Source organism: Macrococcus equipercicus (genome assembly GCF_024205945.1).
GTDB lineage: Bacteria > Bacillota > Bacilli > Staphylococcales > Staphylococcaceae > Macrococcus > Macrococcus equipercicus.
On sequence record NZ_CP073809.1, the window covers coordinates 324538 to 346957 of the forward strand.

At 45.3% G+C, this 22420-nt stretch carries 28 protein-coding genes and 1 riboswitch; of the genes, 23 read left to right on the top strand and 5 right to left on the bottom strand.

The window, feature by feature from the left end; all coding sequences use genetic code 11:
- Positions 1-73: 73 nt before the first annotated feature.
- The 16 genes from KFV11_RS01775 (at position 74) to KFV11_RS01850 (ending at position 12613) form a co-directional block, all read left to right on the top strand.
- Positions 74-262 carry a hypothetical protein gene (locus KFV11_RS01775; protein WP_254250183.1) on the top strand — a complete coding sequence of 63 codons (189 nt, stop codon included), beginning with the start codon at positions 74-76 and terminating at the stop codon, positions 260-262.
- Positions 259-669 carry a hypothetical protein gene (locus tag KFV11_RS01780; RefSeq protein WP_254250184.1) on the top strand — a complete coding sequence of 137 codons (411 nt, stop codon included), beginning with the start codon at positions 259-261 and terminating at the stop codon, positions 667-669. The genes KFV11_RS01775 and KFV11_RS01780 overlap by 4 nt, the downstream gene beginning before the upstream one ends.
- Before the next feature lie 66 nt (positions 670-735).
- Positions 736-1893: a chromate efflux transporter gene (gene chrA, locus KFV11_RS01785; protein WP_254250185.1), complete on the top strand. Its 1158-nt coding sequence runs from the start codon at positions 736-738 to the stop codon at positions 1891-1893.
- Between the two features lie 32 nt (positions 1894-1925).
- The gene (locus tag KFV11_RS01790) at positions 1926-2519 is read left to right on the top strand and encodes an NUDIX hydrolase (protein ID WP_254250186.1); all 594 of its coding nucleotides are present in this window, start codon (positions 1926-1928) and stop codon (positions 2517-2519) included.
- Between the two features lie 79 nt (positions 2520-2598).
- Positions 2599-3456 carry an ABC transporter permease subunit gene (locus KFV11_RS01795; protein ID WP_254250187.1) on the top strand — a complete coding sequence of 286 codons (858 nt, stop codon included), beginning with the start codon at positions 2599-2601 and terminating at the stop codon, positions 3454-3456.
- Entirely contained in the window at positions 3453-4364 is a 912-nt protein-coding gene (locus KFV11_RS01800; protein ID WP_254250188.1) for an ABC transporter permease, read from the top strand. The genes KFV11_RS01795 and KFV11_RS01800 overlap by 4 nt, the downstream gene beginning before the upstream one ends.
- Positions 4330-4896, top strand: a complete 567-nt coding sequence (locus tag KFV11_RS01805; protein WP_254250189.1) for a DNA-3-methyladenine glycosylase I — start codon at positions 4330-4332, stop codon at positions 4894-4896. Before KFV11_RS01800 ends, KFV11_RS01805 begins: the two co-directional genes overlap by 35 nt.
- Positions 4897-4913: 17 nt before the next feature.
- The gene (locus KFV11_RS01810; protein ID WP_254250190.1) at positions 4914-5939 is read left to right on the top strand and encodes a S66 family peptidase; all 1026 of its coding nucleotides are present in this window, start codon (positions 4914-4916) and stop codon (positions 5937-5939) included.
- 18 nt (positions 5940-5957) lie between these two features.
- Positions 5958-6707: a class I SAM-dependent methyltransferase gene (locus tag KFV11_RS01815; protein ID WP_149459685.1), complete on the top strand. Its 750-nt coding sequence runs from the start codon at positions 5958-5960 to the stop codon at positions 6705-6707.
- Between the two features lie 84 nt (positions 6708-6791).
- Positions 6792-6895: riboswitch (SAM riboswitch) on the top strand.
- 79 nt (positions 6896-6974) lie between these two features.
- Positions 6975-8177 (top strand): S-methyl-5-thioribose kinase, encoded by a 1203-nt coding sequence (mtnK, locus tag KFV11_RS01820; protein ID WP_149459686.1) that lies wholly within the window; start codon positions 6975-6977, stop codon positions 8175-8177.
- The gene (gene mtnA, locus KFV11_RS01825) at positions 8174-9205 is read left to right on the top strand and encodes an S-methyl-5-thioribose-1-phosphate isomerase (protein ID WP_254250191.1); all 1032 of its coding nucleotides are present in this window, start codon (positions 8174-8176) and stop codon (positions 9203-9205) included. Before mtnK ends, mtnA begins: the two co-directional genes overlap by 4 nt.
- The gene (locus KFV11_RS01830) at positions 9202-10365 is read left to right on the top strand and encodes a 2,3-diketo-5-methylthiopentyl-1-phosphate enolase (RefSeq protein ID WP_254250192.1); all 1164 of its coding nucleotides are present in this window, start codon (positions 9202-9204) and stop codon (positions 10363-10365) included. Before mtnA ends, KFV11_RS01830 begins: the two co-directional genes overlap by 4 nt.
- Positions 10353-11006: an MtnX-like HAD-IB family phosphatase gene (locus tag KFV11_RS01835; RefSeq protein ID WP_254250193.1), complete on the top strand. Its 654-nt coding sequence runs from the start codon at positions 10353-10355 to the stop codon at positions 11004-11006. Before KFV11_RS01830 ends, KFV11_RS01835 begins: the two co-directional genes overlap by 13 nt.
- Entirely contained in the window at positions 11003-11659 is a 657-nt protein-coding gene (gene mtnB / locus KFV11_RS01840) for a methylthioribulose 1-phosphate dehydratase (protein ID WP_254250194.1), read from the top strand. The genes KFV11_RS01835 and mtnB overlap by 4 nt, the downstream gene beginning before the upstream one ends.
- A complete protein-coding gene (locus KFV11_RS01845) occupies positions 11628-12152 on the top strand; it encodes a cupin domain-containing protein (RefSeq protein WP_149459691.1) in 525 nt (174 codons plus the stop codon). The genes mtnB and KFV11_RS01845 overlap by 32 nt, the downstream gene beginning before the upstream one ends.
- Before the next feature lie 65 nt (positions 12153-12217).
- Positions 12218-12613, top strand: a complete 396-nt coding sequence (locus KFV11_RS01850) for an NUDIX hydrolase (protein WP_254250195.1) — start codon at positions 12218-12220, stop codon at positions 12611-12613.
- A gap of 178 nt (positions 12614-12791) precedes the next feature.
- Here the strand turns inward: KFV11_RS01850 and KFV11_RS01855 are convergent, their stop codons facing one another.
- The gene (locus KFV11_RS01855) at positions 12792-13928 is read right to left on the bottom strand and encodes an MFS transporter (RefSeq protein ID WP_254250196.1); all 1137 of its coding nucleotides are present in this window, start codon (positions 13926-13928) and stop codon (positions 12792-12794) included.
- A 167-nt stretch (positions 13929-14095) separates the two neighbouring features.
- Here KFV11_RS01855 and KFV11_RS01860 point away from each other — a divergent pair, with 167 nt between their 5' ends.
- The 3 genes from KFV11_RS01860 to KFV11_RS01870 all read left to right on the top strand — a co-directional run bounded on the left by KFV11_RS01860 (position 14096) and on the right by KFV11_RS01870 (position 16911).
- Positions 14096-14734 (top strand): tetratricopeptide repeat protein, encoded by a 639-nt coding sequence (locus tag KFV11_RS01860; RefSeq protein ID WP_149459694.1) that lies wholly within the window; start codon positions 14096-14098, stop codon positions 14732-14734.
- A gap of 29 nt (positions 14735-14763) precedes the next feature.
- Positions 14764-15282, top strand: a complete 519-nt coding sequence (locus KFV11_RS01865) for an N-acetyltransferase (RefSeq protein WP_254250197.1) — start codon at positions 14764-14766, stop codon at positions 15280-15282.
- A gap of 282 nt (positions 15283-15564) precedes the next feature.
- A complete protein-coding gene (locus tag KFV11_RS01870; RefSeq protein ID WP_149459696.1) occupies positions 15565-16911 on the top strand; it encodes a YjiH family protein in 1347 nt (448 codons plus the stop codon).
- A gap of 327 nt (positions 16912-17238) precedes the next feature.
- On the opposite strand, the gene KFV11_RS01875 is transcribed toward KFV11_RS01870, so the two are convergent.
- From KFV11_RS01875 to rarD, 4 genes are all read right to left on the bottom strand, one after another.
- Complete coding sequence (locus tag KFV11_RS01875; protein ID WP_149459697.1) at positions 17239-17556, bottom strand: heme oxygenase; 318 nt, start codon at positions 17554-17556, stop codon at positions 17239-17241.
- A 15-nt stretch (positions 17557-17571) separates the two neighbouring features.
- Positions 17572-18288: an SDR family NAD(P)-dependent oxidoreductase gene (locus KFV11_RS01880; RefSeq protein WP_254250198.1), complete on the bottom strand. Its 717-nt coding sequence runs from the start codon at positions 18286-18288 to the stop codon at positions 17572-17574.
- 106 nt (positions 18289-18394) lie between these two features.
- Complete coding sequence (locus tag KFV11_RS01885) at positions 18395-18655, bottom strand: SunI/YnzG family protein (protein ID WP_149459699.1); 261 nt, start codon at positions 18653-18655, stop codon at positions 18395-18397.
- 141 nt (positions 18656-18796) lie between these two features.
- Positions 18797-19696 (bottom strand): EamA family transporter RarD, encoded by a 900-nt coding sequence (rarD, locus tag KFV11_RS01890; RefSeq protein WP_367305176.1) that lies wholly within the window; start codon positions 19694-19696, stop codon positions 18797-18799.
- 120 nt (positions 19697-19816) lie between these two features.
- On the opposite strand from rarD, the gene KFV11_RS01895 reads away from it, so the two are divergent.
- The 4 genes from KFV11_RS01895 to KFV11_RS01910 all read left to right on the top strand — a co-directional run bounded on the left by KFV11_RS01895 (position 19817) and on the right by KFV11_RS01910 (position 22403).
- Positions 19817-20335 carry a hypothetical protein gene (locus tag KFV11_RS01895; protein ID WP_254250199.1) on the top strand — a complete coding sequence of 173 codons (519 nt, stop codon included), beginning with the start codon at positions 19817-19819 and terminating at the stop codon, positions 20333-20335.
- A gap of 73 nt (positions 20336-20408) precedes the next feature.
- Positions 20409-20915, top strand: coding sequence for a metal-dependent hydrolase (locus KFV11_RS01900; protein WP_149459702.1), 507 nt, complete (start codon positions 20409-20411; stop codon positions 20913-20915).
- Between the two features lie 61 nt (positions 20916-20976).
- Positions 20977-22164, top strand: coding sequence for a UTP--glucose-1-phosphate uridylyltransferase (locus tag KFV11_RS01905; RefSeq protein WP_254250200.1), 1188 nt, complete (start codon positions 20977-20979; stop codon positions 22162-22164).
- 8 nt (positions 22165-22172) lie between these two features.
- On the top strand, positions 22173-22403 hold the full coding sequence (locus tag KFV11_RS01910; protein ID WP_149459704.1) for a hypothetical protein: 231 nt from the start codon (positions 22173-22175) through the stop codon (positions 22401-22403).
- Positions 22404-22420: the final 17 nt, after the last annotated feature.

Below are 22420 nucleotides of genomic sequence, written 5' to 3' on the forward strand. Positions count from 1 at the left end.
CTGTTTAAAATAACAGTTATTGTAAATTTATTGATATTCCATTACGATGAAAGAAAACTGATAAGGAGCAATCATGCTGAAAAAACAATTTATAATGTCTGGTATCCTGTTGATTACTTTTTTACTGTTGAGTAACGGGAAAGATGTGAAGGACAATCCATGGCTGCTGCTTGTCTATATCATTCTTATATTCTTTTATGCGTTTATTAGATGGCTTTGGGAATCAGAACCTTATCAATGGAGAAAGAAGGACAAGAAATGAAGCATGGACTTTACAGCATAGGCACTGCGGTCTTCCTGTTGCTGCTGAATGTGCTATGGGACGCTCTATTTCATACGCAGCTGACCAAACTACTGTTGAATGTCGATTTCATGATTGATTATAGGGAGAGGAAGCCGTCATTCGCTGAAGAAGCTGCTTATCATATGATAACCGGAGTTATTATTTACATGCTGCTGTTAGTCATTGCCCGGAAATATGAGAGGTTCTATAAGCCGGCACTTATCATCATCCTAATTTTCACTTGTGCGCTCTACTTTATATTGGCAGCACTTGCTGTAAGGCCGTTATCTCCATTGTCTGTTATTGGTGCTGCAGGCTGGTTTCTCTCACATGTATGCTATTTTCTAGTCGTCGCCCGGCTGCAGTCCTCAACAATCTCTCAATAGTATTGTAATATTACAGACTGCTAAAACATAGTATGATAGGAGTAATCATTGCTTCAGGAGGAACGTATGAACCGGTTAATAGAAATTTTTATGGTGGCGTTAAAGCTCGGCTTGACGTCATTCGGCGGGCCGACCGCACATTTAGGCTATTTCAGGAATGAATATGTAGAAAGGCGGCAATGGCTGAGCGATAAGATGTATCAGGATCTGGTCGCCCTCTGCCAGTTTCTGCCGGGGCCTGCCAGCAGTCAAGTAGGGATGGCCATCGGCATGATGCGCGGTGGAATCATCGGCGGGATACTTGCTTTTCTCGGTTTCACGCTGCCGTCAGTACTGCTGTTAATTGCGGCGGTCTATCTCATTCATACATTTTCAGTGTCACTTGACTGGATCCAAGGGTTAAAACTAGTCGCTGTCGCAGTCGTGCTGCATGCACTGCTCGGCATGGGCAGAACGAGCATGACGTCTATCGCAGCAGTTATTATTGCAGCAGCAGCGCTTTTCGTCAGCCTGCTGCTGCCGACTGCGTTCACCCAGATTGGCATTATCATTATCTCAGGCGTTAGCGGTATTATACTGTTTAAAGCGGCAGGAGATGAACAATCAGACCGCTTCTTAGTACCGGTTTCGAAAAGAACGGGAATAGTTAGTCTTATAGTTCTGCTGACAATATTGCTGGTGCTGCCGCTTGTCACCAGCTTAGTGGATAATGACTGGCTGCACATGTTCGATAAGTTTTACCGCTCAGGGCTGCTTGTGTTCGGCGGCGGTCATGTTGTACTGCCGCTGCTTGAACGGGAATTTGTACCCGGAATGATGACGGCGGATGATTTTATCGCGGGATACGGCTTTGCGCAGGCGGTGCCCGGCCCGTTGTTTACATTCGCCTCCTACTTAGGAGCTGTTATCAAAGGGCTGCTCGGCGGCCTGTTTGCAATGTTCGCCATCTTTCTGCCGGCATTCCTGCTCATACTCGGCTGTCTGCCGTTCTGGGAGCAGATGCGCAAAAATACAGTGATGCGCCGTGCATTGAAGGGGATTAATGCCGGCGTGCTGGGTATACTGGCAGCAGCATGGATCACACCGATCATCACGCATACCATTACAGCGCCGCTTGATGTTTTAGTCGCAGCACTGCTCTTTATCATGCTGCACTACTTCAAAATTGCACCGTGGCTGATCGTTGTAACAGGAATCATTATCGGGTTAATCGTCTACAGGTAACGAGTATTGAGACTTAATAAGGAGGTCATCATATGACAGAGCAGTTAACGATTGTCGACATGAATCGTAATTATAAAGGCGTGATGGACCGGGATGAAGTGCACCGGACAGGAGAATGGCACGAAACATTTCAGTGCCTGCTCTTCGATGAGAACTTCGTGTATTTCCAGCGGCGTGCTGAAGATAAGAAAGACTTCCCGGACATGCTTGATATTTCAGTCGGCGGCCATCTCACAAGCGACGAAACGATACAGGATGCTTACCGTGAGATTAAAGAAGAACTTGGCATTCAACCGGATACCAGCCGGTTGAAGCTGGCGGAAATCATCAAGGCTGAAATAGATATCGAAGGAATTGACCGTTATATCGACCGCGAGTTTGCCCATGTCCATACGTATCATGTGACAGACGACGAACTGCAGCAGATTAATTTTGAAGACCAGGAAGTATGTGACTTGATCAGCTTCGAGAAACATTTAATCGTGCAGCTCTTCAATATGGAACTGGATGAACTAGAAGGAATCAGTGTCATGACCGGCGACGAGACATTAGTTCGGATGGAAGACTTTGTCCCGCATGCAGCTGACTACTACAAAAAAATAGCAGCAATCATAAAAGCGGCGTAAGCTGCTTTTATTTATGAATTTTTCTGAAAATATAGTAATTATCTGAATATTCATTATATAATAGGGTGGGAGGGATTATATGAAACAGCTGATAGTTGAAAGCCTGCGTCTGCTTACTGTTCTCATTTCTTTTATAATTATTGCGACGTTCACTCAACTGTTTACAGTCGTGGGCTTAAATGTCCAGCATTATATAGTGAGTCTCGCGCATTTGGCCGGAAATCTGATTCATATTTATGACTTTCACTTCCAGATTGCGGGTGGATTCATTGAGAGGAAGCTCTTTCCTTTCATCATTCAGCCGTGGTTGAACACGATGAAGATATTTATACTCGCGCTGATCATCGCTATTGTTCTCAGTTTTTTAATGATTGCCATCGCCAAACGAGTGAAATGGTTGAACTGGCTGATGACGAGGATTGTTAGAGTACTTGGTTACCTGCCGGATATTTTCATTATGCCGATTGTTATCTTATTAGTCATCCTTACTTATAAACACACAGGTCTATTGGTTATTGATGTTGCCTCAACTGTCGATAAAGACATTATACTGCTGCCGGCTGTGCTGCTGTCGATCGTTCCCTTTGTTCAGTTCTACAAAATTCTCGATCAGGCTATCGAAGAGGAACGCAGTGAAAGTTATGTCATGACGGCTAAAGGGAAAGGCTTATCAGAGACTGAAATTCTTATTAAGCATATTATGCCTAATATCGCTTCTATTTATTATATTAACTTCAGACAAGTAGTATGGATGACATTATCCAGTCTGTTTGTCATGGAGATTCTATTCGGAATTTTTGGAGCGACGTCTTTTCTTTATACTTATCATCAGCCTGAAATTATACTGACAGTGCTTATCCTTATGTTCATCCCGCTTTATATGATGTTCATAGGCTTGAAATTCTTTATTGAAAGATTCACTGGAGTATCGTTATGAAGAAGCACATGAAACTGCTGCTGTCTCTTGTTTTTATCGTTATTCCTTTTGCGATTAGTGTTATCTACTTCGATGTATTGAACAGACAAGTGCCGCAGACCTTTTATTTGAAGACGGCGGCTGGTGACATCAAAGCTGGAAGCCCGATTGCACCGGGCAGAGATGTTTGGTTTGGCACAGATGCTGATGGTTATCATATATTTTTTGAAGCGCTGGCCGGTCTGCGTATCACGCTACTATTTGTGATTGGTATTGCACTTTTTTGTTTTTTGCTGGCTCTTATTGCCGGTGCGTGGCTGAGTTTTAAGAAAGGAATTTTTGACTTCGTGACTGATGCAGTCTTAACATCCTATTACTTTATTCCCCAGGCAATTATTGCTTATATTCTGCTTGAGCCGGTAGTCGTCGAGACACTGGATGGTTTTGTGTACAGTAGAACTACACGCGTAATTTATACAACAGTCGTGCTGGCACTTGTGCTGCTGCCGACAACGTTAATCGTGATTCGAGATGAAATCAGGCAACTGTTGAAACGCGATTTCATTGATTCAGCTTTTGTCCTCGGCGCAGGGAAGATAAGACTACTGTGGCATCATGTATTACCGAATATTAAATCACGGCTGCTGATTATCTTTACGCGGCTGGTTTATCAATCTATTATGGTCATGGCTCACATTTCATTTTTAGCGATATTTTTTGGCGGGACGGACGTCTGCTTTGGACCGGGTTGTCCTTCTCCACCGACAAAACCAGCTGTCAGAGAGCTGTCCTCTCTGCTCGGCTATCATATGAGAGAGTTATATAGTTCATGGTGGACATTTGTTGTTCCGCTCTGTTTTGTTGTTATGCTGCTGCTTGCATTCCAGCTGCTGAGTGAAGCACTGGAAAATTCTGAAGAAAACAGGTGAATTTATGACACGTTTCAGCTGGGCAGATGCACATCCTTTGCTGACCGAATATTACGACACGGAATGGGGGAGGCCGGTCTTTGCTGACCGGCTGTTATTTGAGCTGCTGATTCTAGAAGGATTTCAGGCCGGTTTGTCATGGCTGACGGTGCTGAAGAAAAGAAAAACGATGCAAATTGCATTTAGTGGGTTTGAGGTCGCTGAAATAGTGAAATATGATGATAATACACTTAATACGATTCTGGACATACCGGATATGATTAAGCACCGGGCAAAAGTTGAAAGCGTCGTGACCAATGCGCGGGCCTTTCAGAAAGTGCAGCAGGAATTCGGCTCTTTCTCAGACTATATATGGGCGTTTGTAGACGAGCCTGTCGTCCGCTATTACGAACGGGAAGCAGATGTCCCGGTGAAGGATGAACTCTCTGAAGCGGTGAGCAGGGACCTGAAAAAGCGCGGCTTCAAGTTTATCGGCCCGGTCGTCAGTTATTCATACTTAAGTGCTATTGGCATGATTCAGGATCGATTATGATAAAAAGGATGATGACGATGAAATACCCTGAAATGAAGCCGGATTATGTGATCGGTGTGACACCGGTCTCAAACGGCATCTACCGCGAGACAGAAACATTGTTTAAAAATACATTTGCACGGATGGAAGAGCGTGGTTTCAAGATTAAGAAGAAAGCGGAGATATGGGGGCAGGAGAATGCGCGGGCCTGTTCCGGTGAAGAGCGGGCTGAAGGTTTGATAGCGATGATGAACGACGATGAAGTGGACATCATCATGCCGCCGTGGGGTGGTCATCTTGCGGTGGAGATGCTGGAACATCTTGATTTCAGCAAGCTGAAGCCCAAATGGCTGACCGGCTACTCAGATATTTCAACCGTCATGCTGCCGATTACGCTGAAGACAGGCATTGCGACAGCCCATATGGCGAATATCGTCGACCTGCGCGGTGAAGCGATGGATGAAGTGACGGCGAAGTGGCTGCAAGTATTAAATACGAAATCCGGCGACTCGGTCGAGCAGGTGTCATCCAAACTATATCAGGAAGAATGGGATCATGAAAATCCGACGTCCATGGTCTTTAAGCTGTCTGAACAGACGGAATGGAAAGGCTTCGATGCAGCAGGTGAGAAAGTGTCAGGCATGCATATGGAGGGAAGAATGCTCGGCGGCTGTATCGACTGCTTCCGCCATCTTATCGGCACGGAATACGGCGATATTGAAGCATTCAAGAAGAATCATACTAATAATGAATCCATTGTATGGTATATCGATGACAGCGAGCTCGACACAGTCGATTTCAAACGGTCACTTGTCCAGATGATGTATGCCGGCTGGTTTAAAGACTGCGCCGGTATCATCTTCAGCCGGGTCGGCAAACCGAAAATAAAAGAGAGCTATCAGTATGAGGACGTTTACCGGGAGATGGCGACAACGTTAAATGTTCCTGTGCTTTACGATGTGGATTTCGGCCATAAGCCGCCGCAGATGACGATCATTAACGGGGCGTATGGTATGATAGACATGGAACAAGGGAAGGGACATTTTACACAGCGTTTTATTTAGCGTCAGGGGGTTACAGATGTGGATAACACCGAACTGTTTACTAATAAAGCAGAAATATACGAACTGGGCAGACCGTCTTATCCAGATGCGCTGCTTGCCTTTATGAAAGACCGGTTTATAATCACTGAACAGACGGTTATCGCGGATATCGGAGCGGGCACCGGGAAGTTCACGGAGAAGCTGCTCGACCTCGGCTGTCATGTCATTGCGATTGAACCGAACCAGGCGATGGCCAATGAACTGAGAGATGGTCTGATGTGCGGTCAGCTGTCCATCAGCGAGCGCCCTGCGGAGCACACAGAGCTTGACGACAACAGCGTCGATATGATTACGGCGGCTCAGTCGTTCCATTGGTTTGAAGTACATCACTTCAAAAAAGAATGTCAGCGTATTTTAGCAGGCAATGGTCCGGTCTGTCTCATCTGGAACTCGCGTATAGAAGAAGCACCAATCAATAAGAAGACGCATGCTGTGTTCAAGCAGCATTGCCCGGATTTCAAGGGATTCAGCGGGGGTGAAGACAGCGGAGAAGGAGTCATCAGCGATTTCTTTGAAGGTGACTTTGAACTGTTTGAATTTGACTATCCGCTTGATTACACGCTGAAGAAATTTGTCGGCCGCTGTGTCTCGGCAAGCTATTCTTTAGAGCCTTCCCACGAGAATTATCCGGCTTTCGAGCAGGCACTCACTAAGATGTTTCATGAGTTTGCTGAAGACGGAAAAGTGAAGGTGCCGAATGTGACTCGCTGCTATTACGGCTATATTTAATCATAATATTTATAGCTTTCTGAAAAAAAGCAATTGACGGAATTTTCACTATGCTGTAAGATTCTATCTATCAACCAATTAAATAACTTATCAAGAGTGACTGAGGGATAGGCCCGATGAAGTCCAGCAACCTGCCGACACGGACAAGGTGCCAAATCCTACAGTACGCATGTACTGAAAGATAAGTAGAGATACTAAAGGCGACGTTTTTCTGTGAGACAGGGAAAACGTCTTTTTTTGTTGCAAAAAAATAGATGAGGTGAAGAAATGAGTCAGTTTGAAGAGTATTTTCTAATGGATGAGGAAGCGGTCAAAGCTTATGTGCGCCATAAAACCGAATTTTTCGGTAGCGACGAGCTCATTGCGACGGAAATCGGTGACGGTAATTTGAACTACGTCTTCCGTGTTGAAGACAGTAAAGGGCAGTCCGTCATCGTCAAACATTCCGGCCGTACAGCACGTATTTCGGATGAATTTGTACTGTCGACCGACCGCACGATACGCGAAGGGAAGCTGCTGGAAGTTCACGGTTCATTCGTGCCGGATTTAACGCCGACCGTCTATTTAGTAGACGAGACGATGAAATGCGTCATTATGGAGGACTTAGCCGACCATAAAATACTGCGCAGTGCGCTGAACACCGGCGATTCATTTCCGAACCTCGGGGAAGACTTAGGACGCTACCTTGCAGAGACATTGATTAATACATCAGACTTTGTCCTTCACCCGAAAGAAAAGAAAGCACTGCAGCAGGAGATGATCAACCCGGAACTATGCGAAATATCAGAAGACCTCGTCTATACAGAGCCGTTCTATGATAACAATCACCGTAACGAAGTGTCCGAGACGCTTGCGCCGTTTGTTCAGTCATTGCTGTACGACGACGAAGAACTGAAAGTCGCAGTGGCGCAGGCGAAGCTGAAGTTTATGAACAAAGCAGAAGCGCTGATCCACGGCGACCTGCATACAGGGTCAGTGTTTGTAAATCGCGACAGCACAAAAGTCATCGATCCGGAGTTCGGCTTCTTCGGGCCGGCGGGTTATGATGTCGGCAATGTCATTGCGCACCTCTTCTTCGCCTATGCACATGCCGAAGCACAGCATGATTTAACGCAGGCGCATTATATCGAGACAGTCATCAATGAAGTGCAGGCCTATTTCAAAAGTCGTGCGCTCAAACTTCTGAAAGATAAAACGCGTGACGTCTCACTGAAGCAGGAGAAAGTGTTTGCAAGTTACATAAGAGAAATAGAACGGGATGCACACGTCATCGCAGGCCTGGAAATCATCAGACGCATCGTCGGTCTCGCAAAAGTCAGTGACATCACATCACTTTCTGCTGACGTCCGTCTGCAGAAAGAAGTGCAGCTGCTGAAGTTCGCGAAATTTTTAGTGCAGTATCCAGAAGAAGCGAGAGTCTATCCATCGCTCTTCTCCATTTATAACGATTATGAGGTGCAGGTCGCATGAACATCAATGCATTAAGCTACAACGACGGCGTGCTGACTTTGCTCGATCAGACGAAGCTGCCGCATGCGACAGTGTACCGTGATTACACGGATTACGAAACGATTGCCCGGGCAATAGAAGAGATGATCGTCCGCGGTGCACCCGCTATCGGTATGACAGCTGCATACGGTGCTGTCATTGGAGCGCGTCAGTTTGCAGGTGACGCGCACTTTACGGACTATATGGAGAATGTCATTGACCGCCTCTGGCATACACGGCCGACTGCGGTAAATTTAATGTGGGCATTGAACCGGCTGAAGCCGCTCGTGAGTGACAATCCGGCAGAAACGATTCAGCGTCTGGAGCAGGCGGCTCACGACATTTTTAAAGAAGATGCGGAGATTAACCGCCGCATCGGTGAACATCTGCTTGAAGTGCTGCATGACGGCGTAACCCTGCTCACACACTGCAATCCCGGTGCACTGGCGACAGCCGCATACGGTACAGCGACAGCGCCGATGTATCTCGCACATGAGCGCGGCTGGAACATTAAAGTTTACTCTGACGAGACGAGACCAAGACTGCAGGGTGCACTCACTGCCTACGAACTCAGTCAGGCGGGCATCGATGTGACAACTATCACGGACTCCACAGCTGCGACACTCATGCAGCAGGGGAAGATTGATGCAGTCATTGTCGGCTGTGACCGCATTGCGGCTAACGGTGATACAGTGAACAAAATCGGCACGATGCCGCTCGCCATCTGTGCGAACTACTACAATGTGCCGTTTTACGTCGCTGCGCCGACCCCGTCGTTTGATATTTCTCTCGCTGACGGCAGTCGTATCCCGATTGAAGAACGGCAGAGCGTAGAAGTGACCACGTTCAATGAGCAGGCACTCAGCATCCCTGACGTTCCCGTCTATAATCCGGCCTTTGACATCACACCGCATACATTGATCACCGGCATTGCGACAGAACATGGCATTATCAAAGCAAATAAAGAAACGATCATTCAGCTATTTGAGAAGAAGGAGATTACGACATGACCATCAACGCAACTTACCACATCAGGCAGCCTGAATCGAAGATTGACGCAGTCGCTGAGAAGCTGGCGATCGGACTGACAGTGGGCAGCTGGACGGATTTGACGGCTGAAGACCGTGACCATCTGGAACGGTTCAAAGGTCAGGTCATCGAGAAGAAAGTACTGGAAGAAAATTTACTGGAAGTCGTTATCGGCTATCCGGAATCCAATGTCACTCCGGACTTTTCTTCTATTATAACGACAGTGTTCGGCAAGCTGTCACTGGACGGTGAAGTGAAGCTGATAGACCTTGAATTTGCAGCTGATTATTATCGTCATTTCAAAGGGCCGGCATTCGGAATTGAAGGCATTAGAGAATTACTCGGGGTAGCCGGCCGGCCGCTTGTGATGAGTATATTTAAAGGGATCATCGGCCGGGACAAAGTGTTCTTTGAGGAGCAGCTGCGTGCTCAGGCACTTGGTGGTGTCAATCTGATTAAAGACGATGAAATTTTGTATGACGTGCCTGAACTGCCGTTTGAAGAGCGCATTCAAATTGCAAACCGTGTACTTGATGAAGTGGAGCAGGAGACCGGCAGGAAAGTTATTTATGCCGTGAACTTATCAGGACCAGTGTTCGACCTGCCGGAAAAAGCAAGGCGCGGGGTTGAACTCGGCGCACGGGCATTTTTGTTCAATGTGCACAGCTACGGTCTTGATGTACTGAAAGGTTTGAGGGCACTTGAGCTCGGCGTGCCGCTTATGGCGCATCCGGCGTTCAGCGGTGCGATTGCCGGCAGTCCGGATTACGGTCTGAGTTATCCGCTGATACTCGCGAAACTGACGCGTCTTGCTGGTGCGGATTTAGTGCTTTTTCCGGCACCGTTCGGCTCGGTAACTTTATCTGAGGAGACAGCCGGAGCGATTGTTGCTGAATGTGTGAAGACGCTGCCGATTAGCGCGGCATTTCCTGTACCGTCTGCCGGCATTCATCCGGGACTCGTCAATAAGCTGATTGATAGCTACGGAGTGGATCAAGTCATCAATGCGGGCGGCGGCGTTCATGGTCATCCGGAAGGTGCCGCGGCTGGTGGCCTTGCATTTACTGAAGCGATTGACTTGTATTACGGCGGTACAACGGGCAGTGCCTACGAGCAGGCGGTGACATTATGGGGTTCATAATCTGCTGTGACTTTGACGGCACCGTGACGACAAAAGATACAATCGTCTCTATTATGAAGCGCTTTGTCCCTGACGAGAGCGCACCGATCATCAGACAGATTCTTGCAGATGATATCTCTGTTCAAGAAGGAGTTACTAGACTGTTTGCCCTCATTCCTACGGCACTGAAAGAAGACATCATTGACTATGCCGTCAATGAAATTCCGGTCCGTCAAGGATTTCAGGAGCTGCTGGATTTTGCTCGGGCTGAAGATATTCCGTTCTATATTGTCAGCGGAGGCATGCACTTCTTCATCGATCCGATACTCAGCCGCTTCCGCGGTGTGACAGAAGTATTTGCGAATGACGTCGATATGTCAGGCGATTATATGGCGGTCAACTGGAGTCATCCATGCGACGAGGCATGTGACAGTCAAGCATGCGGGACATGCAAGCCGTCGATACTGCGCGCGGTGAATCATGAGGCGAGTGACGTGATTGTCATCGGCGACAGTCTGACAGACCGGCTGGCGGCTCATGAAGCGGCGCTGTTATTTACGACAGACAAACTGACGGATTATGCTGAAGCCCATGATTTAGCTTTCTATCCGTTTGAGACATTTGATGATATAACGATTCAATTAAAGGAGGTGATGAAGTGATTATCGGCAGTCAACCGTGGAACGAGCTTGCAGCCGTCAAACAACGGCTCGCTGACAGAGGCTGGTTCCCCGGAACAAGCGGCAATCTTGCAGTCCGCTACGATTCAGACAGTCTGCTCGTGACGACGAGCGGCATCGACAAATATGACACAACAGACGACAGCTTCGTCCATGTGACTAATAACGGCGAACCGATTGATACTTCTCTCAGACCATCGCTGGAAACATTGCTTCATCTGCAGATATTTGAGAAGACAAACGCCGGCTGTTCATTACATGTACATACAGTCAACAACAATGTTATCTCCAGCGTTTATAAAGCGCACGGCAATATCCGCTTCAAAAACCAGGAGCTGATTAAAGCATTCGGATTGTGGGAGGAGACAGACGAACTTGTGATTCCGATCATCGATAATCCAGCCGACATTCCGACACTGGCCGCATTGTTTGAACCGCATATTCGTGGTGATAAAGGGGCCATACTCATATGGAACCACGGCATCAACGTATGGGGGAAAGATGCCGCGCAAGCTTTCAAGCTGCTGGAAGCGGCAGAGTTTTTATTCGATTACCAACTGAAGTTAAATCAAGCCAACTACTATAACAGAGGAGTGTATTTAAATGACAACAATAAAATTACAGCAAAGTGGTAGAGAATTTTCAAATCCTGAGGAAGTTAAATCATTTTTGGAGAACAATGAAGTGATCTACGAACAGTGGGATACGACAAAGCTGCCGGAAGCATTAGTCGAGAACTATCAGCTGTCAGATGAAGACAAACAGACGATCCTTGATACATATAAAGAAGAAATTGCGGATATCAGCGAGCGCCGCGGCTATAAGGCAAGTGACGTCATCAGCTTATCATCAGCGACACCGAACATCGAGCAGCTGCTCGAGAACTTCAATCGTGAACACCATCATACGGATGATGAAGTCAGATTGATTGTCAGCGGAAACGGCGTCTTTGTCATCCAGGGCAAAGACGGTGAGTTCTTTGAAGTTCATTTAAATCCAGGAGATTTAATCTCAGTACCACCGAACATCCGTCATTACTTTACATTGGCAGACAACCGCAAAGTCGTTGCCGTCCGTATCTTTGTGGATGAAGCAGGCTGGGTGCCGGTATACGAAGAAACAGCATAATATGACAAAAGCACACTCTTTAAGGGTGTGCTTTTTTGGTAGTATAGAGGAAAGGAGGAGATGGCATGAAAGCATTTAAAGGTTCAGCCGGCATTTGTCTACAGGACAAGAAATTACTGATGGTCCTGCAGGGAACAGCCGACGAAGAAAAGCTGTGGTCTGTTCCGTCAGGCGGCTTAGCAGCAGGAGAAACATTTGAAGCATGCTGCATTCGTGAAATATATGAAGAAACCGGTTATCATGCAGCCATTCAAAGCTTTGTGAAGACTAAAGAGACGACTGTTAAAGACTTTGAAGTGACGATCAACTACTATTTAGTTGAAATAACAGGGGGCGATCGGACGTTTCATGATCCCGACCAGCTGATTCATGACATTGCCTGGATAGATTACGATAGACTAATGAATTTAAGCCTGTCATTTGAGGAAGATAGAGAACTGCTGTTATCTTATTTAAAGTGACAAGAGAAGTGGCCTTCAGGAGCTGTTTGAAGGCCAAAATTCCGAGAAATCGCTGAAAATTAAAGAGAAGTGGCCTTCAGGAGCTGTTTGAAGGCCAAAATTCCGAGAAATCACCGAAAATTAAAGAGAAGTGGCCTTCAAAACCAGTTTGAAGGCCAAAATTCCGATATAATACTGACTATCTCTTAATAGTCGTCGCTATTAACAGACAGATAATAGCGAGTGCGGCAGCGATATAAGTGCTGAATGACGGTGCGAAATATTCAACCAGTACACCGCCGATTAATGCGCCGAAACCGATGCCGGCATTTAATGCTGACATATTCCAAGCCATGATCTGACTCGTATCGCCTTCTACTTGATTGATGATACCCATCTGGATGGCGGGGTTTGTCCCCCATTCTGATAAATTCCACGTCAGAATAATAAGCAGCAGCAGCAAGTAGACAGGTAACGTCACATTAAGGAGTAACACGGATAGAATAAAGATAGCTATACTGAGCAGCAGCCACTTTCGGCTGCCAAGTTTATCAGTCATTGCCCCGCCAAGGCTTGTGCCGGTCATGCTGCCGATACCTGCGATAAATAAGGCGATGGATACTTCTGATAAATGATAGCCGCCGTTGATCATTATGGGACTGATATATGTGAAAACAGCTGAGTTAGCTGCTAGTATTAAAAAGGTGATGGAAATATATTTAGCTGCTTCTTTCGGATAAAGTAGTTTTGATTTCACCTTACCGGCAGTTGCTGGTGATACTGGTGCGATTCTGCTCGGCAGCTGGAACATCAATAGTACTGCAGCGATGAAGCTGACAGCGACAATCATCCAGAACGTTGCACGCCAGCCGAAGAGTTCACCGATTTTAGTGCCGATCGGTACGCCGAACACATTGGCACCGCTGAATCCGATATAGACGAGTCCGAGCATTTTGCCGCGGACTTCCGGCCGGCTTAAGACGACGGTGAGTGCGAGCAGCTTGACGACAATGAGCGCAGCGGCAGCCGAGGCGATGATGCGGCCGACTACAATGACTGCAAATGTCGGTCCGGCGGCATTAATGGCATTACCGATTATAAAGACACCCATTGTAATGAGCAGCACCCATTTCGGGTTATACTTCTCGGTCAGTTTGACAAGCAGCGGGCCTGATAACGCAAAAGTAAAGGCATAGATTGTCACCAGCTGTCCTGCGAGCGCTTCTGATATATGCAGGTCATCACTGACAAGCGTCAAAATGCCGGCTATCATCAGCTCCACCATGCCGACGACGAAAATACTGAGTATAAATGTAAATAGTTTAGTATATGACATATGATTCCTCTCTGTTCAGTCGTATGATGATTATAACAAATACTGCCAGAAGTACAATAATACACGTATTATCAAGAATATTCACTAAACTTATCGCTTATAATAGACTTTCGATATTGCACGGTTTAAAATTTAAGTAACAACTAATTTTACGGGGTGGACATACTATGGATATCAATACGACGATCGACCAGGCATTTGAAGCGTTTCATGAAGGAGACGAGAAAGAAGCGGAACGTTTATTCGCGACTTTGAAAAACAATGTCAAGCCTGAAGACGAAGATTATACTCAATATTTAAGCGCACTCGGTTACTTCTATACATTGAAGCTCAACCTGGAAAAAGCGAAAGAAGTATATCAGCGGCTGCTGGAAGGGGCAGAGTCCGCTGAAGACAAGTATGCAGCTATTCATGAACTCGGCATTGTCTCCCGCATGGACAGTGAGTTTGAAGCAGCAAAAGATTATTTTGCACAAGAAGCAGCTATCATCAGCACTGACTTCGCTGACGATGACTTACTCAAATCAGTCAATCGCTATGAGCTCGGTTACGTTTATATGCAGGAAGGAAAATACACGGAAGCTGTACAAATTTTGAAAGAGGCGCTTCAACTTGCAGAAAAAGCAGGAGACGCACTTGGCATTGGTTCCATCCACCGGGCACTCGGTGAACTGAATGCAGCACAGGACAACCAGAATGAGGCAAAAGAGCACTTCAAGCTGGCGAAGAAGAACTTCAAAAACGCTGGAGAAGAGATGAGCGTGCAGGAAATCGAGATGCTCGAATCTATCATCTTTGAAGATTAATATATCGTTTGACGAAGGGATTGGTAGGGATGATTAAAGAACTAACAAATGTTGAACTACCCGATTATGTTGAAGACATTGCAGCACTTCATCTCGCAAACTTTGATGATAAGCGTTCTATGCGTCAATTATGTGAAGACATGAAGAAGTATAGTGAGACTCAAGGATTCAGATGTCTGGTCAGCACAAATAGCGGCATCGTGACCGGATTTCTGTTCGGCTATATGAGCGCTGCGGACCAGTTTTATCGCGGACTGATTGATCAGTTTATCACTGCTGATGAGCAGCAAGTGCTGAACAGCTCATTTGAAGTCGTTTCAATGGCTGTGAAGCAGGGCTACCGGCAGAATGGCACCGGCTCTGCTCTGCTGGCAGCACTGACTGCCGAACCGGGACGTTACTACTTAACAGCAGATGTTCATGATGTACGCGCCAATGCTTTTTATTATAAGAACGACTGGAAGCTCGTGAAAAGTAACCTGAAACTACATCCGAACATTGCGCCGAAAAATCTGTACTACAAACAGGCGGATGTCCACATCAATTAATGATTCCTGCTCTAAACCCGAATGGATTGAAACATATCCATCCGGGTTTTTTTGTCATTATAAAAACGTTATATTATTATGCAAACATTTAATTTTCAGTTTATTTTGTGTTGTAAACGGTTTCATTTGCATGTATAATCATTCATGGTAAGTGTATGAACAACACTTTAAATGGATAAAGAATATTTAGTTAAAATAATGCATATTAATACTTTTAATGTGTTATTATAAACATGTTAATGTATTTTTATTACTTAAAGTGAATAAATTTTGGAGGATTTTATGAACGAATATACAGAGAGTCAACGTAAGAAAGGTTTATGGAAGTTCATCATCGCATCTCTGATCGGGATATTTCTTTTTATGACGCCATTGAAGATCAATGGTGAAACAAGTCTGCCAGTTGCAGTGCTTGCGGATAAATTCAAAAATCTGATTGGTGGATTTATGCCGACGTTAATTTATATTGTTATTATTTTATCAATTTTACTGACGATTTATTTTTCACTGACACGCAATGCGAAAACGTCATTCTTTAAAAATCTGTTTGAAGTGAACTGGATCTGGCTGCTCATCCGCGTCATTGGTGGTATATTTGCGACCATCATCTACTTTAACTTGAATGTACCGTGGATCAATACAGAAGAGACAGGTGGACTGATTTATAACGGCTTACTGCCGACTTTAATCTCCGTCTTCTTTTTCGCCGGCATTTTCCTGCCGTTACTAATGGACTACGGACTGTTTGAATTTATCGGCCCGATGTTCTCACGCGTGATGAGACCACTATTTACATTGCCGGGTCGTTCAGCGGTTGAGAACTTGGCGTCATTCGTCGGTGATGGCACAGTCGGTGTCATGATGGCATCGAAACAATACGATGAAGGATTTTATACAAGACGTGAAGCGACAGTCATTGCAACCAGCTTCTCAGTCGTATCGATTACATTTGCTATCGTTATCGCAAAAAAAGTAGACTTAATGAATCATTTCTTCTATTTTTATTTCACGGTCATTGTATCATGTTTAGTTGCAGCAATGATTACACCGAGAATTTGGCCGCTTAAACAAATTGCCGATTCTTACTCTAACGGGTCCACAAAACGCTTAAGCGAAGTAACACCTGATACGCATAATGCGATTACATATGGTTTTGAAAACGCTGTTGAACGTGGAATTAAAGGCGCGGATGTTAAAGGCCTGCTGACACTCGGCTCACGTACCGTAATGGATATGTGGTTTGCGGTGCTGCCTGTTGTTATGTGTATCGGAACACTGGCAACGATGATTGCTGAATATACACCATTCTTCAGATGGGTCGGTGCACCATTTGTACCGATTCTTCAGCTGATGAATGTACCAGAAGCAGTAGCAGCTTCAGAAACTATTCTGATTGGTTTTGCCGACATGTTCCTGCCGGCGATTTTAATCGCTGATGTACACAGTGAACTGACGCGTTTCGTCGTAGCAGCACTGAGTATTTCACAGCTGATTTATTTATCAGAAGTAGGGGGCGTTATACTGGGATCTAAAATTCCGGTCAGCCTGCCTAAGTTATTCGCTATTTTCTTGATTAGAACGATTATCATCTTACCGATTATCGTCTTGATGGGGCATTTCATTTTATAGTCCGAGCAAAAATTAAGCGTAAGAAAACTCCCTGCAGAAGCTGTCTGCAGGGAGTTTGTTATGTTTAAAGCAATAATATAACAGAAAGTGGCCTTCAGACAGCATCTGAAGGCCAAAATTCCGAGAAATCGCTGAAATTGAGCGAGAAGTGGCCTTCAAACAACATCTGAAGGCCAAAATTCTGAGAAATCGCCGAAATTGAGCGAGAAGTGGCCTTCAAACAGCATCTGAAGGCCAAAATTCTAAGAAATCTCTGAAATTGAGCGAGAAGTGGCCTTCAGACAGCATCTGAAGGCCACTTTTTATTATAATCAGTCTAAAACTGAATTATTTCTCTAACTTTGTTTCAAGTTTTGAGATGACGAGTTCTGAGCCGAGCATTGGTGATTCGCCTTTTTCTCCGCCGCCTGATGGACGACTGTGCGCCTGCTTGAAAGCATCAGATGTTTTCCACGCTTCAAAGTCTTCGAGTGTTTCCCAGTAGGTGTTCACATGAAGCTCGTCATGTTCATTGTTTTGGACAGACCATGTTTCAATTTTGATGAATCCTTTTAATTCTTCGATAGCGCCGCCTTTAGTGAACATCGGTGCCATTTTCTCCGCAAAGCCGGATTTCATTTTGATACGGTTAGTGACGATAAACATATAAAGTTCCTCCTATTATTTCTGCTGTGGGTTTGTCGCCCAAATTTGATTGGTCTTCACGAAAACTCTGCGGTTCAGCTGCAGCTGGCTGACGATGACATCTGCGACATCTTCTGCATGGATCATTGTATCCCGCTCAAGTGATGGTTCGCCGATTAAGTCTGTCAGCACAGCAGATGGATTGATAGTGAATGTACGTATATTATGTTTGCGCATTTCTTTCATCACACCTTCTGTCAGCCCCGTCAGTGCGAACTTAGTCGCTGAATAAGCGGCTGTCTGCTCAGAGGCATTGACGGCAGACATAGAAGCGATGTTGACGATATCACCGGTCTTTCGTTCAATCATCTGCGGCAGTACTTGCTGCATCATGTGATAAGGCCCCATGACATTCGTCTCAAAAAGATCGCGGAACATCTCTTCAGTCGTATCGAGAAATAATGCATTGTCCATCACGCCGGCATTGTTGATTAAAATATCAATATGGCCGAACGTTTCAATCGTATGATTGACAGCCGCTTTAATATCATCTTTGTTCTTCATATCCGCGACGATAGCTGCCGCATCCACATCATACTGGTCAGCGGCAGCTAATGTCTCCTGCAGTGACTCATAGTTACGTCCCGTAATCGTGATGTTGACACCAATACTTGCAAGTTTCAGTGCGACTGCACGGCCGATGCCGCGCGAGCCGCCGGTGATCAATGCTGATTTACCTGATAAGTTTTCCATGTTCAACCTCCTTCTGCTAGTCTCATCGTATCAAAAGTAGGCGGCAAAACACTAATCATATGAATGAACGACGCAAAAAAAGCCATCCATAATGGATGGCCGTCAATTATTTGCTTAATTCATTAAGAATCTTTTTGTCGTTATGCGTATAAATGATGTAGTGTTTATCTTTAGTATCTAAAAGAATGCGATTGGTTTTGCCGAAAGTAGAACCGATTCTCACAACGTTAGCTTCGTCTTCGTTCGTGCTCGCGTAAATGTTAGTGTCTTCTTTAACACTTACGATATCCTCGTTAGGAATTACGATATCTGCTACACGCCATTTGATGCTTACTTCTTTATCATTCTTAGTTACTCTCATTGCCATTGCTAAACACATCCTTATCATTTTTATAGCTTTAATATACTGTATTTTGCATTCGCTTACAATTTAAGTGACACGCTTAAACGAAATTAAACGTTTTTAACTTTTTTTGAACGTAATTGAAGCACAAAATGATGTCCTCTATTACGCCGATAGTCTTCGCTGCGTGCGGTACTGCTGATATTTAGCGCAGCTGTAAATGATAAGACCTAACCAGATGCAGGCGAAAGTGACAAGGTGCGTCATACTGAATGCTTCATTATAGAGGAAGACGCCTTGAATGAACATTAACGTCGGAGCGATATACTGAAGGAAGCCGATCAGTGACAGCGGAATTCGTCTGGCGCCTGCTGTGAACAAGATCAGCGGAATAGCTGTCAATATGCCTGAAAACAGCAGAATGCCACTGTCTTTGTTATAGCCGAAGCTGCTCATGCCGACAGCTTTCAAGTACCATATCCCCGCAAGCGCAAACGGCAGTGTGGCCAGACATTCAAGAAGAATCGTGAACATCGCATCCATCTTGACGTTCTTTTTAATCAGCCCGTACAGGGCGAATGATACAGCCAGCAGCAGCGAGATATAAGGAATCTCACCAATGGACAAAGCCATATAGAGAACGCCGAGCGCTGCCAGTATGATGGCAGTCCATTCTACTCTTGAAAAGCGCTCCTTCATAAAAATCATGCCGAGCAGTATACTCATCAGGGGGTTGATATAATAACCGAGGCTTGCCTGCAGCACATGATGATTGGCGACCGCCCAGATGAAGAGTCCCCAGTTAAAAGCGATGACGACACCTGCGACAAATAGACTGATGGCAGTTTTCTTGTTCGTCAGCAGCTGAAGCGTCTGAACTTTGAGCGCTGTCGTCTTTCCGAGTGCCACAATTAAAATAACCATAAAGACAAATGACCAGATAATCCGGTGGGCAAGAATTTCATAGGCACCGATACCGCCGATAAGACGCCAGTAAAAGGGAAGTATACCCCATAACAGATAGCTGGTTGCCGCAAAAATGATACCTTTTTGTTGTTCTGACATGATTTCACTCCTTTAGTAATGCTATTATCATAACAGATATAGTGAGGTGTACTAAAAATAAATTCACATTTTCCGGATAATCAGTATAATAGATAAATACAGTATGTTAGGAGAGACTTGATGAAACAACTAATACTGCTGCTGTTAAGTTTATCAGTCTTACTTAGTGCCTGTAACAGCACGCCAAAGACTGAAGACAAAAAAACTGTGAACGCGGACGGAACGACAGAAACACCTAAAGTAGAAGTGAAGGTCAAGCAATCAGATGATGCCCGGAAGAAGATTGAAGCGGCTAAAGAACGTGGACGCAAAAAATCAAGCACGGCTGAAGGGCTGGATACTGATAAATATAATCAAGCAAGATCATGTTTGACAGAGGCAAGTATGGCTGATACTAAAACATGTACTGACATCGAAAATTCAGTGGAATATTCAAGAGCGTGGAATAACTTGACGGCAGAAGGCTACATTTGTCAGCACAAGCAGTGTGAAGCAGTAGAGCAGCCTGAGCCTGCAACTGAAACGCCGACGACTGAGTCTCCATCGAGCGAGGCGGCGACAGAGCAGCCGGTTTCCACAGAGATAATAAAGCCGGGCGGATTGTCGACAGAAGCACCTCAACCCGACGTGGCCCCTTAATTAAAACCAATAATAAATCTACTCCTCAATCAGCGAAGAAGTAGATTTTTTATTGTCAGGAAAGGAATCGATTATGACAGGTAAAACTCATGCGGCTTTCGGCATTCTGCTCGGGACCGCCTATGCGATTAATACATCACATGATATCGGCACAAGTGCCGTAATGATCGGAACGACCGGTGTTTTCAGCCTGGTCCCTGATATTTGCCATTCAGGCAGCAAGATCGGCAGGGAGTTCAAACTGCTGAGCAGACTGATTAATTTTTTCTTCGGGCATCGGACGCTCACGCATTCTTTGTTGTTTATGGCTATTATTGCGGTGCTGATGACGCTCAGCAACATTGAGCTGACTTATATCATATGTGCGATGCTCGGAATAGCGAGCCATATTCTGCTTGATATGATGACACCGAGAGGAGTGGCCTTATTGTTTCCGCTCGATTACAAAGTGACGCTGCCGCTGACTTTCAAGACCGGCGGTGCCATGGATTTATCACTGGCGACGACGTTTTCACTGCTGACCGCTTATCTGCTCTATACAGAAATATTCCACCGGACACTCGAGTGGATACATTTATAATGCACTAACGACTTAAACAAATTATAATGGAAGAGAAATTATGTATTTCAAAGGAGAAACTATGGCTAATATTCAGGATTTACCAAAATATCATCATCATCTCATCACTGAAATGATGACCATGATGTCTGAAAGTGAAAAAAATAATCTTGAACAGGAACTCAGTGCGCTTGATTTAGAAGAAATCAAAGCGCTGTACGAAGAAGTATATGTGAATCGTCATGTGGCAGCACCAGCAGGCGAAGTGACAGATGTAGCAGCTGAAGTGAAGCGCGATATGTCGGATGCCCGCATTCAGGAACTTGAACAGCTTGGACTTGAGGCGATTCAGGCAGGCAGGTTTGCCGCTTTGTTAATGGCCGGTGGACAAGGGACACGGCTTGCTCATAAAGGGCCGAAAGGAACCTTCTCATTCGACGGCATCAGCCTCTTCCAGATGCAGGCCGATCAGCTGCTCCGCCTGAATGAACAGCTGAACGTCACTGTGCCCTGGTATGTTATGACAAGTGACATTAATCATCACGAAACAATTGAGTTCTTCAGCCGTCATGATTATTTCGGCTACCCGGATTCAGCAGTTACTTTCTTCAAGCAGCCGAATATTGTCGCATTATCTCCGGCAGGGGAACTGCTGCTGAACGCAGGCAGCACATTGCTGACAGCACCGAACGGCAACGGTGGTGTCTTTGAGGCGATGGCTGCTACCGGCATATATAATAGAATGAACAAACAAGGTGTCACTCACGTATATTTAAATAACATTGATAATGTGCTGGTCAAAGTGCTGGACCCTGTATTATGTGGTCTTGCTGTCGAATCAAATGCAGACGTGACAACAAAGACCATCGCACCGCTTGAAGCAGAAAGTGTCGGCCGCGTCATTATGGTCGATGATAAGAAGCGTGTGATGGAATACACAGAACTGCCGGAAGGTATGGAGAATACGTTCAAGAACGCCAACATCGGCATCCATATTTTTAGACTGGACTTTCTGCAGGAAGCGTCACAGAAAGAGCTGCCCTACCACTTAGCAATCAAGAATTTGGCGCAGCTTGATGAAGACTTCGAAGTTGTGAAGAAAGAGACGTTGAAATTTGAGAAGTTCTACTTCGATATTTTTCAGTATGCACAGTCGTTTTGCACATTACAAGTTGAACGACATTCAGAGTTCAGTTCGCTGAAAAATAAAGAAGGCAGAGACAGCATAGAGACGGCACGTCAGGCATTACTAGACAACGGGATATTGTAGGTGATTGGATGTATCCGTATATCGGGATGAGCGTCATCGCACTGCTCAACTTTTATTTTGCTTATTACTATATTATAGGAGCCGGGCGCGGTGAACTGACTTTTATGGGCTATGTGTCTTTATTGGTAGGGCTTGTCTTTTTGCTGCTGCTCTACCGTTATCATCAGTCAGTCAAACGTCAGAATATGAAAGACTTCAATTCACATATTAAGTCAGATGATGACCGACTCATCAAATAATTTACAAATAATTTAGC

What these genes read in the sequence shown, in the direction of transcription:
- rarD (WP_367305176.1), bottom strand. Translation starts at nt 19,696, where the DNA reads ATGTCAGAACAACAAAAAGGTATCATTTTTGCGGCAACCAGCTATCTG.
- KFV11_RS01780 (WP_254250184.1), top strand. Translation starts at nt 259, where the DNA reads ATGAAGCATGGACTTTACAGCATAGGCACTGCGGTCTTCCTGTTGCTG.
- KFV11_RS01910 (WP_149459704.1), top strand. Translation starts at nt 22,173, where the DNA reads ATGTATCCGTATATCGGGATGAGCGTCATCGCACTGCTCAACTTTTAT.
- mtnK (WP_149459686.1), top strand. Translation starts at nt 6,975, where the DNA reads ATGAGTCAGTTTGAAGAGTATTTTCTAATGGATGAGGAAGCGGTCAAA.
- KFV11_RS01810 (WP_254250190.1), top strand. Translation starts at nt 4,914, where the DNA reads ATGAAATACCCTGAAATGAAGCCGGATTATGTGATCGGTGTGACACCG.
- KFV11_RS01880 (WP_254250198.1), bottom strand. Translation starts at nt 18,288, where the DNA reads ATGGAAAACTTATCAGGTAAATCAGCATTGATCACCGGCGGCTCGCGC.
- KFV11_RS01870 (WP_149459696.1), top strand. Translation starts at nt 15,565, where the DNA reads ATGAACGAATATACAGAGAGTCAACGTAAGAAAGGTTTATGGAAGTTC.
- chrA (WP_254250185.1), top strand. Translation starts at nt 736, where the DNA reads ATGAACCGGTTAATAGAAATTTTTATGGTGGCGTTAAAGCTCGGCTTG.
- KFV11_RS01895 (WP_254250199.1), top strand. Translation starts at nt 19,817, where the DNA reads ATGAAACAACTAATACTGCTGCTGTTAAGTTTATCAGTCTTACTTAGT.
- KFV11_RS01845 (WP_149459691.1), top strand. Translation starts at nt 11,628, where the DNA reads ATGACAACAATAAAATTACAGCAAAGTGGTAGAGAATTTTCAAATCCT.
- mtnA (WP_254250191.1), top strand. Translation starts at nt 8,174, where the DNA reads ATGAACATCAATGCATTAAGCTACAACGACGGCGTGCTGACTTTGCTC.
- KFV11_RS01860 (WP_149459694.1), top strand. Translation starts at nt 14,096, where the DNA reads ATGGATATCAATACGACGATCGACCAGGCATTTGAAGCGTTTCATGAA.
- KFV11_RS01875 (WP_149459697.1), bottom strand. Translation starts at nt 17,556, where the DNA reads ATGTTTATCGTCACTAACCGTATCAAAATGAAATCCGGCTTTGCGGAG.
- KFV11_RS01855 (WP_254250196.1), bottom strand. Translation starts at nt 13,928, where the DNA reads ATGTCATATACTAAACTATTTACATTTATACTCAGTATTTTCGTCGTC.
- KFV11_RS01865 (WP_254250197.1), top strand. Translation starts at nt 14,764, where the DNA reads ATGATTAAAGAACTAACAAATGTTGAACTACCCGATTATGTTGAAGAC.
- KFV11_RS01800 (WP_254250188.1), top strand. Translation starts at nt 3,453, where the DNA reads ATGAAGAAGCACATGAAACTGCTGCTGTCTCTTGTTTTTATCGTTATT.
- KFV11_RS01900 (WP_149459702.1), top strand. Translation starts at nt 20,409, where the DNA reads ATGACAGGTAAAACTCATGCGGCTTTCGGCATTCTGCTCGGGACCGCC.
- KFV11_RS01835 (WP_254250193.1), top strand. Translation starts at nt 10,353, where the DNA reads ATGGGGTTCATAATCTGCTGTGACTTTGACGGCACCGTGACGACAAAA.
- KFV11_RS01795 (WP_254250187.1), top strand. Translation starts at nt 2,599, where the DNA reads ATGAAACAGCTGATAGTTGAAAGCCTGCGTCTGCTTACTGTTCTCATT.
- KFV11_RS01775 (WP_254250183.1), top strand. Translation starts at nt 74, where the DNA reads ATGCTGAAAAAACAATTTATAATGTCTGGTATCCTGTTGATTACTTTT.
- KFV11_RS01830 (WP_254250192.1), top strand. Translation starts at nt 9,202, where the DNA reads ATGACCATCAACGCAACTTACCACATCAGGCAGCCTGAATCGAAGATT.
- KFV11_RS01790 (WP_254250186.1), top strand. Translation starts at nt 1,926, where the DNA reads ATGACAGAGCAGTTAACGATTGTCGACATGAATCGTAATTATAAAGGC.
- KFV11_RS01905 (WP_254250200.1), top strand. Translation starts at nt 20,977, where the DNA reads ATGGCTAATATTCAGGATTTACCAAAATATCATCATCATCTCATCACT.
- KFV11_RS01850 (WP_254250195.1), top strand. Translation starts at nt 12,218, where the DNA reads ATGAAAGCATTTAAAGGTTCAGCCGGCATTTGTCTACAGGACAAGAAA.
- KFV11_RS01885 (WP_149459699.1), bottom strand. Translation starts at nt 18,655, where the DNA reads ATGGCAATGAGAGTAACTAAGAATGATAAAGAAGTAAGCATCAAATGG.